Below are 14104 nucleotides of genomic sequence, written 5' to 3'. Positions count from 1 at the left end.
AAGCCCGATTGACTATGATTACAACTCATCGTAGGCTGGGCAAGAGCATGAGTCAAACAATTGAAATTATACTAGCATACTTTGCCCACCTTTTCGTAAAAATGTTACTTTTGACAACACCGTAGTGCTGTGACAACCCTAAAATGGTGGGTTACGGCGGATTGATAGATTGCTGTCAGAGTCTAGGTTTTAGCCGCCTAACCCACCCTACGCTAAGGCACTATTTTAGCTGTGTCATGGCAGTAGCCAGATCATCGATAGCGCCGAGCAGTGGCTTCGGGAAAGTCCACGGGAAGTTCTTCTAATGTGCCGGGGGTAACACTGGGGGTTACGGGGGGCGCTTGCATTTGTTCGTAGGTGAGGCGGGAAATGTCACCAATGAGATCGGCTGCACCATAATCATTATGGGGGCGTTCGACTAAAACGGCGGCAATGTACCGTTTGCCACTGGGGAGATCGATGAGAGCGACATCGCCTAAGAGTTTACCAATGTCGCCGGTTTTATGGGCAATAGTCGCTCCCGATCCTAAGCCTTGTTCGAGGAGAACGCTGGTTTCGGTTTGGCGCATAATGTTAATCATGCGATCGCGGGATTTCAGAGATACCACATCACCCTGATGAATCATGGCCATCACCTGGGCCAATTCACGGGGTGATGTGGTATTTTTACCCTCTAGATCCGGCAACCAATCCCGAATCACGGTTTGCTTTAGTCCCCAACGGCTAAAGCTCTGATTGACCTGGGACATGCCGCCTAATCGCTCGATAATCATGTTCGTGGCTGTATTGTCGCTAATGGTCATCATCCAAGTGGCGACTTCTAGGGCTGTATATTCACTGCCTACGGGATCGTATTGGAGACTCCCCGATCCTCCCGCGAGATGCTCTTCTTTGAGGGTTAAGGTTTCATCGAGGCGAATTTGACCGGCATCGACGGCTTGAAAAAAGGCTAATAAGATCGGTAATTTAATCGTACTGGCGGCCGAAAAAACCGTTGTTCCCTCGACATCGACATAGCTCGAAGTATCTAAATCTAAAACAAACACTCCGGGTTTAAACCGAGGAGTCTGACTGGCTAAGGCTTGTATGTTGTTTTTCAGCTCTTGCAAATCAGTTTCTAAATGGAGGGGATGGGGAGCTGTTAACCAGGGATTTTGGCTGGCAACCCTTTCCCGTAATAGGGCATCTGTGGTTTCACTGGTGCTGGGATCGGGGGTTTCATTCACTTGATTCGAGAGGCTATCCGTGGAGGCTAACTTAAGTCCCAAAAAGGTCATACTTTCGGGATCGGAGGCTGAGAGGAGTGTTCCGGCGATCGCGCAGATACCTACACCCATAATCAAAAATCGCGTTGCATACATCAAAGGCGATACGGGAGTGGGTTCCGGGCGGTTTAAGGGTCGATCTCGACGGTTGCGCGGCGATCGCACCTTATCCTTCTCAAGCTGTTCCTTCTGCTGACTCTTAATCTTACTCAAATCCTGACGAGTGCGATCGGATGAACGCTGACGAGAAAGAGTCTTGGGGATCGCCACTGAAGATAAATCTCCCTTTCTCAGGGGCGATTTCCGTTGCGGTTTCCGGGAACCCAAACGCACAGGGGATCTTAAGGGATCGTTTTCGACTTTCAAGGGTGGGATCGGTGATGCAGGGTGCGATCGCGGCGATCGCCCTCTATTCACTTGGGGGGTCAAATCACTCTTACCCCCGGGTAAAATTTTATCCAAAACCGATAAAACCGCCCGTTGTAAAGGCGATCGCCGCTTGCGTTTCCACGTCGGTTTCCCTTGTTTAGGCAAAGACATCCCCCCTTGATGCCGACTCGATCCCTGTTTTGGTAAATGAGTTATCCCTTGAGCAGATCCGAGACGTTGAGTGCGGTCTACTCCTTTTCTTGCTCCTGATTTCGCCATCAACGACTCCTTATCACACAGATCATAACTGTAAATGAACCCACCACGGTCAAAGTATCCATTACATTGTTGCTGATTTTACTGCTTCAGACCTAGAATAGGGTTTGGTATTTTCGCCCCCGATCGCAGGAATTAGCCCGATTGGAGCTACCCTGGTCATCCAAAATAGCAAACCTCGATTATTCTACGTTGTCTGCGATTCTCTTTAAACCCATCCTGGAGAGCTACGGTTAAGTATCTCCTGATGAACCCTTGGATGGGGAACGGTTGGCGATCGCCCATTCTACCTGAGAGAGGATTCCCCGGAGCATTGCAACTTCTGGCTCTGTGGGATAAGCACGATTATAAAACCGTTTGAGCTTTTCCATCCTTCGGTGAGCTGTATGGGGATAAAGATAGCCAATCTGTAATAACAGAGATTCTAAATGATCGTAATAGGCTTCTAGAACCTGCCTTGAGGCGAGATCGGAGCCTTGATGGTCAATCTTCTCTGTCTGCGTTTCTAGGGTACACCGATAGAGTTCATAGCAGCAAATGGCCACCGATTGGGCTAGATTCAGGGAAGGATAGATGGGATGACTGGGAATTTGCACAAAGCGTTGGGCTAAATTCAGTTCGTCATTGGTTAATCCTCGGTCTTCGCGCCCAAAGACTAGGGCACTTTCACCACTGAGAAGCCAAGGGAGCAAGGTATGGGGGGTTTCCAGTGCCGTTGGTAAACTGATGGTGCGTCCCATGGTGGCTGCCACTTTTTGGCAACCCTGTAAGGCTTCTGGTAGGCTCTCTACCACTTGGGCACAAGTCAAGATTTCCTGAGCATGAACGGCCATTTGTCTCGCTTCTGGACTTTGGCGATCGCATTGAGGATTGACTAAGACCAATTGACTTAAGCCCATATTTTTCATGATACGGGCGATCGATCCCACATTTAAGGGGCCAGATGGCTCGACTAAAACGATTTTAATCGCTGATAGATGGGGGCGATCGTTCATCTGTTGGTGTAGCAGAGTAGGTTATCCCTACAATGAATCAAAAAACCTTACCGCTAACTTACCATGGCTCGCCAGCGATTAAAATCCGATTTGCCCACCAAAATCTGTCCTGTTTGTCATCGCCCCTTTACCTGGCGCAAGAAATGGGCTAAATGTTGGGATCAGGTAAAATACTGTTCTGAACGCTGTCGCCGCGATCGCTAAAGCTATACGCGGTAGAGTAACAATTGGGAAATTCTGAATCATTCCCCCATTCCCCTATCCCCCTATCCCCATTACCTATGACTCAACCCAAACTCATCATTCATGGCGGTGCAGGCAGCTCCCTACAAGGTAAAGGAGGCGTTGAAGCCGTCCGCCAATCCCTGTATGAGATTCTCAAACAAGTTTATGCCCGTTTAGAAGCGGGAACACCTGCCTTAGAAGCGGTGATTCAAGGCTGCCATTTACTCGAAGACGATCCCCGCTACAATGCTGGAACCGGTTCCGTTTTGCAATCTGATGGTCAAATTCGCATGAGTGCCTCTCTGATGAATGGAGAGACGCAAACCTTTAGCGGTGTAATCAATGTTTCGCGGGTGAAAAATCCCATTGATTTAGCTAAAGTTCTGCAAGCAAAGAGCGATCGCATTCTCTCCGATGTGGGAGCCATGGAACTGGTGCGAGAACTGCAACTCCCCATTCATAATCCTCTAACCGATTTGCGCTTAAATGAGTGGTTAGAAGACCGCAAAGACAACTTTAGACGCAGTATGGCTAATGTACTGGCTAGTCCCGCTCCTGGAACCGGAACTATTGGTGTCGTTGCTCTCGACAACCAAGGTAAAATTGCCGCCGGAACCTCCACCGGAGGCAAAGGATTTGAATATATTGGGCGCGTCAGCGACTCCGCCATGCCTGCCGGAAATTACGCCACCTCTGCTGCTGGAATTAGCTGTACCGGTATTGGCGAAGATATCATCAACGAATGCATCGCCGCTCGCATCGTCGTCCGCGTCACCGATGGCATGTCCTTAGGGGCTGCCTTTGAGAAAACCATGACCGAATCCAAAGCCAATCAACGGGATTTAGGGGCGATCGGAATTGACAAAACCGGTCAAATTGCCTGGGGAAAAACATCAGAAATTCTCCTTGCTGCTTACCACACCGGCGAACAAATTGGCGACACCCTAGAATGGACTTCATCGGATCAAGTAAGCGGCTCCATTTAGGCTAAAAAATGATAGCGCTTCATTCTAGATTGAGATTCAATGAAGCGCTATTATGAGAATAATGAATGCCATAGAATCAGGCGATTTCCTAAAACTTCACTACATAATTCCGGCATTCCAACAATCAATCCATACAAAGGTCAACCCTATGCAAGTAACTCTTGAACAATTAGTCATTCCTCCCGGTCGGCAACTTTTAATGAAAGATATTAGTTGGCAGATGTACGAAGAATTGCTAGAGGATTTGGGAGAAAAACGCGGGTCTCGAATTCATTACAGTCAAGGAATCTTAGAGATTATGGTGCCATTACCAGAACACGAAGACAATAAAGTAATTATTGGTAATCTAGTGGAGATTTTGTTAGAAGAGCTTGAGATTGAGTTCAGAAATTTAGCCTCGACGACATTTAAAAGTCAAACCATGAAACAAGGACTTGAAGCTGACCAATGTTTCTATATCGAAAATGAGGCAGCAGTTCGCGGTCAACAGCGAATAGATTTAAGTATAGACCCGCCCCCAGATTTGGCCATTGAAATTGATCTGACATCTCGGACTCGGTTAAACAATTATGAAGCCTTGGGAGTCGGGGAACTCTGGCGATTTAACGGTACAAGTTTAGAAATTAATGTACTACAAAATGGTGTTTATATTCAATCTGATGAAAGTCCTCATTTTCCTGGACTGTCTTTAACAAAAATTATTCCTGAATATCTGCAACGGAGTAAAGTTGAAGGTAGGAATAAAACCATGAAAGCATTTCGGGCTTGGGTTAGGGAGCAAATTTAGAAAAGGTTGTGTAATAGCTTGTTTGCCACTAGGCAATAATTCTTTGCGCTATGTTTGAAATTCAAGTAAAGCTTACTGCTGATAAGGGCCAAGAAACCGATCGCCATCAAAATGAATCATATGATCTGGGTTATCCGCCACCCAAACTTCAGTTTCCCAACTAATATCCTTGGCAAACTTGGCAAATGTTTTCATGCTTTCAAAGGCGCTCACATAAATCACACCTGCCGTAGAATTTCTCATGAATTCTTTGAGTTTCATATGACGCATAGAATTAATTGGGTTAGAAGAATGAACTGCTTCAATGGTAAACAGCCAGTTCCGCTCTTCCTCATAGGCGAGAATATCGGGAAGCATCTCCCGCTCTAGTGTGGAGATTCCCAAACTCAGAAGCTTGTCATTCTCAAGGCATAAGATCTTTTTTTCTGTATCTCCCAAATACAGTAACTCAATTTTACCCTGAGCAAATCGAGGTAAGAATTCTTCTACCACAGCTTTTTGAATGCGGTTATGTGAGCCTGGAGAGAGTTTAACGATCGCACCGTTGGGTAAAGTAACTGGAACTTTCTGGAATTCTCGTGCTTTGCTGAGGCGATCGCCCAAAACACCCTTTTGATCGCGAAAATGAAGTAAAGCATCTTCCCAATCATCGGTATCATAAGCCTGCAAGAGTCGCAGTCCATCTTGTCCAACTGCATAGCCTCGCGTACCATCATTCGTATTAGCCGTCGGATTGGCTGCACTCTTTTCCACTAATCCAGCTTCAACCAAATAAATTAAATCTTTTCGGCGCACATCATCATAAGATGAATCCGCTATTTTTTCTCCATAGTGTGTATTCCAAAACTTAATAATTTCTCTAGTGGTTATGGGATGAATACCACCGGTAAAATAACTTTTGGCTTCCTTCCAAGACATTTCAGGCGTTATCCGAGCCACGGCTAAAAGAGCTAATGCCAACCGTTCGCGGCGACGTTTAGTCATTTCTCTGACGGGGATACCAATACTCTTGACAATTTCTAAGGCTTGTTCTTTTTTCGTCTCAATGGGATCTGGGTTAACCAATTTTCTCTTCTCCATGTCAGAAAGGGGACTAATTTTTAAATTACTGAGATTCACTTCAGAATCTAGAACCTTTTTGACTTGTTGCGCTAAAGCTAAAGCCATCAAAGGAGGTACAGCATTACCCACTTGTTCGCACTGTTCATAAAAAGTGCCTTGAAATTGAAACCAATCGGGGAAACTTTGGAGTCTTGCCCCTTCTCGAACGGTAAGCATTCGACGGCGATCGCCGGGTAATCTGATCCGTAACATATCGGCCGTTGCTCCCCCTAAATTGCGACAAGTAACTGTCCTTGAGGGTCGATCTAAGTGTAAATCCCTGGGGCGAACACACCGACTTTTTGCTTCATATTCGGCAATATAGCGATCCATACTTTCGGTTAAAAAACGGCTTTCAGGATTAAATTCTAGGGCTAATGAACCTAAAGCCATGCCTGCGGTTACTGGTTGTGTGGTAAAGGGTTCGGGCCAAGACCAACCCACATAAGAAGCCACAATTACCACTCTCTGACGTTTTTGGGGAACCCCATAGTCAAGAGCATTCAAAAGTTTCACATCGACTTGATAGCCAAAGCGTTCTAATTCTGCTAGAACTTGTCTCAAATAGCTTTTATTTCGATAGAGTAAACCTCTAACATTTTCCAGAATGGCAATTTTAGGTTGTATTCGATAGACAGCATCCAGAAAAATCGGAAAACCATCTCTAATATCTCGTTTACCACGCTGATAACCGATCTGGCTAAAGGGTTGACAAGGTGGGCCACCTATAATGATGTCTGCTTGGGCTTCTGGTAAACCCACGGATAGACAAGTTTCTACACATTGACCGGCTAAATTGATGTGATAACTGGCTACAGCGTGGGGTTTGATTTCAAACCCGTAGGTGCGAAATCCTTGGGCTTCAAATCCCAAGGCTAATCCTCCACAACCGGCAAATAAGTCTAAGACAATTGGGCCATCAGGTTGCTTTTGTGGTTTCGGTAATTGATGATGGAGCCAAGATAACCAGGATGGATGATCTGGAAAGGTTAAGTGGTCAAATAAATTGAGCTGACGACTATACATGGTGCATCAATTGTGCCAATTTTAAGGTTGATTTTTGGGCTTTCCATGCAATTATAGATAGATGTCATCATCCGCGATCGCTACTTTTCCCTTCTATAGAAACGGTTAGGACATGGTAAGATGATGGGGATGGCTCGATACTCGATCAAGCCATGCTCGAATAGCAGGATATTCAGAAAGCTCGAATCCTCCTTCATCAGCTACATGGGTATAAGCGTATAACGAAATATCTGCGATCGTTAGAGAACCATTGACTAGAAAATCGGTTTTTGACAATTGCTGCTCCATAACGGAGAGCGCCTTATACCCCCCTTCTTGTTTCGCTTCATATTCTCCTCGTCTCTCTTCTGGTAGTCCCAGATACTTGGCGATAAACCGTGCTACAGCAATATATGGCTCATGACTATATTGTTCAAAAAACTGCCATTGCAAAATATTTGCTCGCTGCCAAGGGTCATCTGATAAATAGTTCGTTCCATGAGCTAAATAGTTGAGAATTGCATTAGATTCAGAAAGATATTGCCCCGATGGTAGTTCCAGAAGAGGAATTTTCCCATTGGGATTTTTGCTCAGAAATGGATCGGTTTTCGTTTCTCCCTGTAAGATATCGATCTCTATCCATTCATGAGCTATCTCTAGATGATTCATCAGTAACTTCACCTTGTAGCAGTTACCTGAGAGCCTATCTCCGTAAACGCGATACATATACCCCTGTGCTATTGCTATGTTTTGACATTGTTCTGATTTATTGCCTTTTCAGTTTAACTGGTCTCCCCGATCTAATACCCAATCGAGGATGAGGGGATTGACTAATTCTGGGGCTTCGTCTTGGGGACAGTGACCGACTCCTTGGAGGGGAATAAATTGCTTGACGGCTGGAAATTCGCCTAATTTTTGTCCTTGGTCGATGGGTTCCCAGGGGTCTTCGGTTCCCCAGAGCATGAGTGCTGGACAGGGGAGGGTGGCTAAGAGGTCTTCGGGTAGGGGGCCTTGGGAATAGCGGGTAAAGGCGATAAAGACATCGGCTGCACCGGTATCGAGGGCTGGAGCTATGAGTAAATCGACTAGCTCATCGGTGACGGCCTGCGATCGCCCATAAGCTTGTTGTAAAATTTGTTTAACGACTTTGGGTTGGGCAATTTGGGCAAAAAACCAATGGCCGATCGCCTTAATCTTGAGCATATCCTGTACCAGGGGCGCACCATAACGCTTATAAAACGGTAAAGCCTCCCGGCGGCGATCGTGGAGTAACCGCAAAGAACAATTCAGCAACACCACAGACTTGACCCACTCTGGAGCATCCACAGCAGCTTGCATGACGGCAATACAGCCAATGGAATTACCCACCAATACCGTCGGCTCACCAATCACCTCTTGACAAAACTGGATGATTTGCTCGCTCCAGGTTTCAAAGGTATACTCAATCTCTACTCCCGGAGTCGGTTTCGCCGAACCGCCAAAGCCAATTAAATCTAAGGCATAACAGCGACAGGATTGACCCAGAATCGGGAGATTTTTGCGCCAATGATCCACCGATCCCCCAAATCCATGGATCAGCAACAGGGTTGGCCCCGTTTGACCCCTCACCTGATAGCGGATGGGAAACCCACGCCAGTTCCAAGTCAGAGACTCTACCGGATCGGCCGGATAATCGGCCATTGGAGTCGCAGAAATAATCATATAATTTGGGAAAAGGCTACGAGATAATATGGGCAAAATATAAGTCAAATCGACTTTTCTTGCCAGCTATCTCTTTGAATAGCAATTACCCAGGGTGCTTTCTTTAAACTAAACTTATATGCTTTCCGATCGGGCAGTATTGAATAACGCTTTTGCTCTAGCCGATCGGCTCTCTGTTCTGAGCCACTTGATTTCGCCAGAAACAAGCGTGGATAGCTATACTGTCTTTCCATTTACAGGCGCGAGGATTTCCTATGCCAACCGAAACCGCATTCCTTAACTGTCCCCATCCCACTTGCCAGACAGTCAACTCAGAAGAGATTCAATGTTGCCAACGTTGCGGCACTCGGTTAATTAAACGGTATCTGTGGGCGACTTCCCCAGACCTGCGTCCCCTGGGCCAGGCCTTAGACTTTCTGCAACCGGGAGAGCGGATCGGCGATCGCTATCTCTATAAAGGTAATCATATTTTTCTCGATCTGAAACCAGGGGTTCCCCCCCATATCCCCTCCGAAATTTCAGCGTCGATGCAAACCTATCTGAAATTATTTCCCTATCGACTCCATCTGCCTCAACCCTACGAACTCTTAACCCTTCAGCCAACTCTACCGCCTGTGTTGCTGCTAGAGGGAGCGCCCATTAATTCCTCCCTTGTGCCCACAGCTCCCCAAAAACCTCCCCTGATGCCTCGGTTCAAAGAAGAATGGCAAGTAGCCCCTGCCATGCGCCAACTGCATTGGTTGTGGCAAATTGCCCATCTGTGGCAACCGTTCAGGGTTTTAGGGGTGGCTAATTCCTTGCTGGATCATCAATTTTTGCGGGTTGAAGGGCCGGTGCTGCGGGTTCTGGAATTGCGAAACGATCCCGAATCGGGTCTGGAGTTATCTCAGTTAGGCAAAATGTGGTTACCCTTGGCTAAAAGTGCTAACCCTCTCATCAGTCGGTTTTTACAACATTTAGCTCAAGGATTAATGGATGGTCATATTTTAGCCATGGATCGGGCGATCGCTGAACTCGATCGGGCCCTACGCTATTGTAGCGAGTCCCAAACGACCCACTTTACTCTCTGCACGGCTACGGATAAGGGCCCCAGTCGCTCCCATAATGAAGATGCTTGTTATCCCCTGCAACCCCCTCCAGGAAAAACGGTTTCCTCCACTGACCCATCTGAGCCGCTTGCGGCGATCGTCTGTGATGGAATTGGTGGTCATGATGGGGGAGAAGTGGCTTCTCAACAGGCGATCGAAACTATTTTAGATTCTTTCACCTGGGATAAGATTTCCCCTGACCCCAGTCCCTCGGAGCAGGTCTACGAGATCACCAGTTTGCTCGATCGGCTCATCCGTGATGCTAATACAGTGATTAGCGATCGCAATGACCAAGAACATCGTCACGAGCGGCAACGGATGGGAACGACCCTGGTGATGGCTGTCGTTCCCCCTCCTGTGGATCGGGCCCATGAACTTTATATTGCCCATGTGGGGGATTCCCGGATCTATTGGGTCACCCAACAGGGATGCCATCAGGTGACCTTAGATGATGATTTAGCCTCTCGCGAAGTGCGCTTGGGGTATCGCTTATATCGTGAAGCGCTACAACATCGGGCGGCGGGAGCGTTGGTACAGGCTTTGGGAATGAGTGAGTCTGACTTATTACATCCTACTGTAGGACGATTGATTTTAGATGAAGATGGGATTGTGTTGCTTTGCTCTGATGGTCTCAGTGATGGCGATCGCGTAGAACACCATTGGGAAAGCCAACTGTTACCGATTTTAGCGGGCCAGTTGGATGTGGCCAGTGCGACTTCTAAGTTAGTAGAATTAGCGAATACTCTAAATGGTCATGATAACGTGACCATTGGCCTGATCCATTATCAAGTACAGCCCCAGGAAGTCACCCTTGAACCCTTAACCCAATTGTTCGATCCGGTGACTCAGGGCGATCGGCCCCATAAACCGTCAGTTAAGGCATCCATGAAGACCCAACTGGTAACCGTTGGCGCTCCTGAAGTTCAACCTAGCTCAACTGCAACCGCAACAACAGCCACCAGAAGAGTTTCGATTCCAGGGTTATTAATGGGAATTACCGTCTTATTGGTTTTAGGGGGAGGGATGTTATATGTCTTTAGGGACTTCTGGATAGAATCTCCACCTCCCCAAACCTCTCCAGCACCACCTGTCCTCCCTTCCCCCAGTCCCATGAATACTAATGGGTAATGGGAATCCCCCCATCTGTCCCAGCAATCCGATAAACTAGAAGAAATGGGATACACTCAACCAGTGATATCAAGGCTTTTAAATGTCTTCAATTGACTGTCCTTGTCTCAGTATTGCCATTGCCCGCTTGGTCGGTTGTCCACCTCCAGAGGTCAGTGGTCAGTATCATACTCCTGATGGAAACCACTCCGCTCATTTTGCTATTTGGGTGATTCGGGCTTCCTATCCGGGCGGATATGTTCATCATGACCGAGTTTGGCCCTACACTCTGAGCCTTACTTGGGAAGGATGGCAAGATTTATTTCAAATTCCCTCCCAACCTCCCTATTCTCTGTCTATTCCTGCTGTGGAGTCTAAGCTACCGGAAATGGAGACGTTGCCCTTTTCTCCAGAGGAAAAAGGGTCTTATAGTAGTCGCTTGATGCAGCAATTGGGGATGGGTTTGTGGCAATGGGTGTTTGATGGCCCGATTCAAAGTTGTTTATCCCACAGTCAAGGTATTGCCCTCGGAAAAAATCAACCTTTACGAGTTCGTTTGGATATCCGAGACCCGGATTTAATTCCTTTACCTTGGGAAATTATGCAATCTCAAGCAGGAAAACAGGCGATTTCGGTCTCTCCGACTCTGTTGTTTAGCCGGACGACTAGTGATGTTGATCCCCTTCCCCCCCAACGGACGGATCAGGAACTGAATATTTTATTGGTTTTTGGGGCAACGGTGGAGGCGGGGGCTATGGGTTCTCAAGGGTTGGATGGTACGGCTGGCGATCTGCAATTGGAGGCGGAAGCGGAGACGTTAGCTAAAATTTTGGTCAATTGTAGCCATCCGGATCAAACTCTGCCCAGTTTAATGGCTGCATCGGTTCCTTGCCATGTGGATCGGTTGATTCAACCGACTGCTGCTGAGTTAATGGCGGCGTTGGAGATGAAGACTTATAATATTGTGTTTTATGGGGGTCACGGTGTGCCGTCTCCGGATGGAGGACGGTTGTATTTACAGCCAGAAACGACGCTCAGTGGTACGGAATTTGCTAATGTTTTGGTGCGCGGACAGGTGACTTTAGCGGTGTTGAATACCTGTTGGAGTGCGAAGGGGGATACCCAGGCCGATCGCCCTACGGATGCCCAATCCTATCGTTCCTTGCCTCGTAGTAGTTTTGCGGAAGTGCTACTCCATCACGGAATTCCGGCGGTTTTGGGGATGCGAGAGGCGATCGCCGATCGGGAAGCGTTGAGTTTTATTGAAGCCTTTGCTGAAGCGTTGGCCAAGCGTTTACCTATCGATGAAGCAACGGCGATCGCTCGCCAACGGTTAATTACGCTCTATAAATATAATCAACCGGCTTGGACATTGCCGGTGTTATATATGCATCCCAATTTTAATGGCCAGTTATTAGTCCCTGCCCCGGAAGGAATTACGGAACTCCCAGATACAGCCGTCAATTTGCATCAACAAACCCGCACCATTGCCTCCTTGCGTTCGGTAGAAGAAACGACACAGGTTTGGCAAATTCATGGGGGACTGATGCGCGTGGGACGGCGTGAAGAAAATGATATTGTCATTAGCGAACGATGGGTGTCTCAACGGCACGCGGAAATTATTCGCCGAGAACCGTTGGAGGGAAAACCGACTTATTGGTTACGGGATTTTTCCCGCTTTGGAACTTTGGTGCTGCGATCGGGCAATTGGCAAAAAATTCACCAGCAAGAAATTCCCTTAAAATCAGGGGAAAAAATTAAGTTTGGCAGTTCCCAAGGGCAAATGTTGGAGTTTGTAATTGAGGAATCGATGGTGAAGTACCCACACTCTACCTGATTTTTTGCGATACAGCTCTACCTACACTGTACCGCCCTAGTCAGTGTGAGTAGTTCACTTATAGACAAGTTGTTCTTGATTGACTTCTGCTCTCATGCGCTCTCGCAAGGGTAAAGGCCAGAGGACTTCGCCAAAGGGTCGCCAGGCTCTGAGTCTTTGAATGACGTTGATATCGTTGTCTCGATAGTCGGCTTGATAATAGGCATCTTGGGGGGATTTGTGGTTGAGGATGGATAAGTAATGGTATTTTTGAAGATGGGATCGCACAGTTTCATAAGGGATGGGTTTAAAGGTGGCATGGCGATGGGTTCCTTGAATGTAGCGGTCATGAAAGGGGCGGTCAAATCGGTATAAAAGGAGTTGCTGAGGCTCCCAGAAGTCAAAGCCCCAAACGCGATCGAGTTCGGTTTCAATATATTCTGGTGTGGGTAAGGTTTGCTGCTGATGGCGATCGCCCAATAGAGTCGGAATATCTGCATCTTCCCAAGATCGCACGGTCATCTTTTCTATCCGTTCTAGGCGATAATTGTACCATTCTCCAGTCCCCTGGGGGGTTGCTCCAAAACCGCACAGGTAGAGAGCGCGACGCACATAGTAGATACTGACTGGGTAAATGATGACCGTGCAAATTTTTCCCAATTTGGCGCTGTTATAGCTCAGTTCTAGGGGAGGGATGGGGGTTTGTGTCCAGGCTTCTTTGAGTAAATTTTGCCAGTCTTCTACGCGGTCTTGTTGACTCTGATGGACGACATAATCGAGATAGAGGAAAAATCGTGGATGACCTCCCAAGGGTTGTAAGAGGGTTTGCACGGTGAGTTCTAAATCGGGATTGAGTAAGGGTAGGGTGCAAAGGGGGGAAGCGCTTTTGCTGATGGGATAGCCGAGGGGAGGTTGGCTAACGCGGGAGTAGTGGCGATCGCGACAAGTGAGCCACCCCAGATCCCGGAGGCGATAAAAATCACTTTGCAAGGATCGGCGGGTGACCTGAAAGGGACGCTGTTGTAAATAGTCTTGGATCTGGCTTAAAGAGCATTGTTCCTGTTGGACGAATTGCTCGCACCATGGGGTGATTTCCGATGGACTCAAGGCTTGTAATAGCCAGTCTTGGGTCGTTTTACTACAAGGACAGGTGCGATCGTGGTTGTCTGGGAGGCGATCGCTTTTCGGGTGAGAAGCAGTAAACCAAAACTCTCGCCATTCGGGAAAGGTAAAGGGATCTTCGATAGAAGACTCTTCATATAAAACCCGCAAGATAACCCAGAGACGAATCGCCTGTAGGAATGCTGATTTTTGCCGCAAAGCAGCCCTGGCTAAATATTTGAGCAAGATCACGGTGGGAAGGGAACTGAAGTCAATATCCAT

11 protein-coding genes are annotated in these 14104 nt (G+C 47.4%); 5 read left to right on the top strand and 6 right to left on the bottom strand.

Annotated features, from left to right (window positions below; translation table 11 throughout):
* Positions 1 to 251: 251 nt before the first annotated feature.
* Both PJF56_RS17685 and PJF56_RS17680 read right to left on the bottom strand, forming a co-directional pair.
* Positions 252 to 1913 carry a serine hydrolase gene (locus PJF56_RS17685; RefSeq protein WP_283764023.1) on the bottom strand — a complete coding sequence of 554 codons (1662 nt, stop codon included), beginning with the start codon at positions 1911 to 1913 and terminating at the stop codon, positions 252 to 254.
* Positions 1914 to 2143: 230 nt separating this feature from the next.
* Positions 2144 to 2905 (bottom strand): RNA methyltransferase, encoded by a 762-nt coding sequence (locus tag PJF56_RS17680; RefSeq protein WP_283764022.1) that lies wholly within the window; start codon positions 2903 to 2905, stop codon positions 2144 to 2146.
* A gap of 63 nt (positions 2906 to 2968) precedes the next feature.
* On the opposite strand from PJF56_RS17680, the gene PJF56_RS17675 reads away from it, so the two are divergent.
* From PJF56_RS17675 to PJF56_RS17665, 3 genes are all read left to right on the top strand, one after another.
* The gene (locus PJF56_RS17675; protein ID WP_283764021.1) at positions 2969 to 3109 is read left to right on the top strand and encodes a DUF2256 domain-containing protein; all 141 of its coding nucleotides are present in this window, start codon (positions 2969 to 2971) and stop codon (positions 3107 to 3109) included.
* Positions 3110 to 3186: 77 nt separating this feature from the next.
* A complete protein-coding gene (locus PJF56_RS17670) occupies positions 3187 to 4116 on the top strand; it encodes an isoaspartyl peptidase/L-asparaginase (RefSeq protein WP_283764020.1) in 930 nt (309 codons plus the stop codon).
* Between the two features lie 148 nt (positions 4117 to 4264).
* A complete protein-coding gene (locus PJF56_RS17665) occupies positions 4265 to 4903 on the top strand; it encodes a Uma2 family endonuclease (protein WP_283764019.1) in 639 nt (212 codons plus the stop codon).
* 72 nt (positions 4904 to 4975) lie between these two features.
* On the opposite strand, the gene PJF56_RS17660 is transcribed toward PJF56_RS17665, so the two are convergent.
* The 3 genes from PJF56_RS17660 to PJF56_RS17650 form a co-directional block, all read right to left on the bottom strand.
* A complete protein-coding gene (locus PJF56_RS17660) occupies positions 4976 to 7030 on the bottom strand; it encodes a BsuBI/PstI family type II restriction endonuclease (RefSeq protein WP_283764018.1) in 2055 nt (684 codons plus the stop codon).
* Between the two features lie 105 nt (positions 7031 to 7135).
* Positions 7136 to 7735: a glutathione S-transferase family protein gene (locus PJF56_RS17655; protein ID WP_283764017.1), complete on the bottom strand. Its 600-nt coding sequence runs from the start codon at positions 7733 to 7735 to the stop codon at positions 7136 to 7138.
* Between the two features lie 51 nt (positions 7736 to 7786).
* A complete protein-coding gene (locus PJF56_RS17650) occupies positions 7787 to 8689 on the bottom strand; it encodes an alpha/beta fold hydrolase (protein WP_283764016.1) in 903 nt (300 codons plus the stop codon).
* 275 nt (positions 8690 to 8964) lie between these two features.
* On the opposite strand from PJF56_RS17650, the gene PJF56_RS17645 reads away from it, so the two are divergent.
* The gene (locus PJF56_RS17645; RefSeq protein WP_283764015.1) at positions 8965 to 10926 is read left to right on the top strand and encodes a PP2C family protein-serine/threonine phosphatase; all 1962 of its coding nucleotides are present in this window, start codon (positions 8965 to 8967) and stop codon (positions 10924 to 10926) included.
* Positions 10927 to 11008: 82 nt separating this feature from the next.
* Positions 11009 to 12742 (top strand): CHAT domain-containing protein, encoded by a 1734-nt coding sequence (locus PJF56_RS17640; protein WP_283764014.1) that lies wholly within the window; start codon positions 11009 to 11011, stop codon positions 12740 to 12742.
* A 54-nt stretch (positions 12743 to 12796) separates the two neighbouring features.
* Here PJF56_RS17640 and PJF56_RS17635 read toward each other — a convergent pair whose 3' ends face one another.
* A complete protein-coding gene (locus PJF56_RS17635; RefSeq protein WP_283764013.1) occupies positions 12797 to 14104 on the bottom strand; it encodes a TIGR03985 family CRISPR-associated protein in 1308 nt (435 codons plus the stop codon).

It is taken from the genome of Roseofilum halophilum BLCC-M91 (genome assembly GCF_030068445.1).
GTDB lineage: Bacteria > Cyanobacteriota > Cyanobacteriia > Cyanobacteriales > Desertifilaceae > Roseofilum > Roseofilum halophilum.
The sequence above is the reverse complement of the archived record's forward strand: the minus strand, read 5'-3'. Positions and strand labels throughout refer to the sequence as shown.

Bases quoted from the DNA above. Each gene is read 5' to 3' on its own strand.
- PJF56_RS17685 (WP_283764023.1), bottom strand. From the start codon at position 1,913: ATGGCGAAATCAGGAGCAAGAAAAGGAGTAGACCGCACTCAACGTCTC.
- PJF56_RS17680 (WP_283764022.1), bottom strand. From the start codon at position 2,905: ATGAACGATCGCCCCCATCTATCAGCGATTAAAATCGTTTTAGTCGAG.
- PJF56_RS17675 (WP_283764021.1), top strand. From the start codon at position 2,969: ATGGCTCGCCAGCGATTAAAATCCGATTTGCCCACCAAAATCTGTCCT.
- PJF56_RS17670 (WP_283764020.1), top strand. From the start codon at position 3,187: ATGACTCAACCCAAACTCATCATTCATGGCGGTGCAGGCAGCTCCCTA.
- PJF56_RS17665 (WP_283764019.1), top strand. From the start codon at position 4,265: ATGCAAGTAACTCTTGAACAATTAGTCATTCCTCCCGGTCGGCAACTT.
- PJF56_RS17660 (WP_283764018.1), bottom strand. From the start codon at position 7,030: ATGTATAGTCGTCAGCTCAATTTATTTGACCACTTAACCTTTCCAGAT.
- PJF56_RS17655 (WP_283764017.1), bottom strand. From the start codon at position 7,735: ATGTATCGCGTTTACGGAGATAGGCTCTCAGGTAACTGCTACAAGGTG.
- PJF56_RS17650 (WP_283764016.1), bottom strand. From the start codon at position 8,689: ATGGCCGATTATCCGGCCGATCCGGTAGAGTCTCTGACTTGGAACTGG.
- PJF56_RS17645 (WP_283764015.1), top strand. From the start codon at position 8,965: ATGCCAACCGAAACCGCATTCCTTAACTGTCCCCATCCCACTTGCCAG.
- PJF56_RS17640 (WP_283764014.1), top strand. From the start codon at position 11,009: ATGTCTTCAATTGACTGTCCTTGTCTCAGTATTGCCATTGCCCGCTTG.
- PJF56_RS17635 (WP_283764013.1), bottom strand. From the start codon at position 14,104: ATGGATATTGACTTCAGTTCCCTTCCCACCGTGATCTTGCTCAAATAT.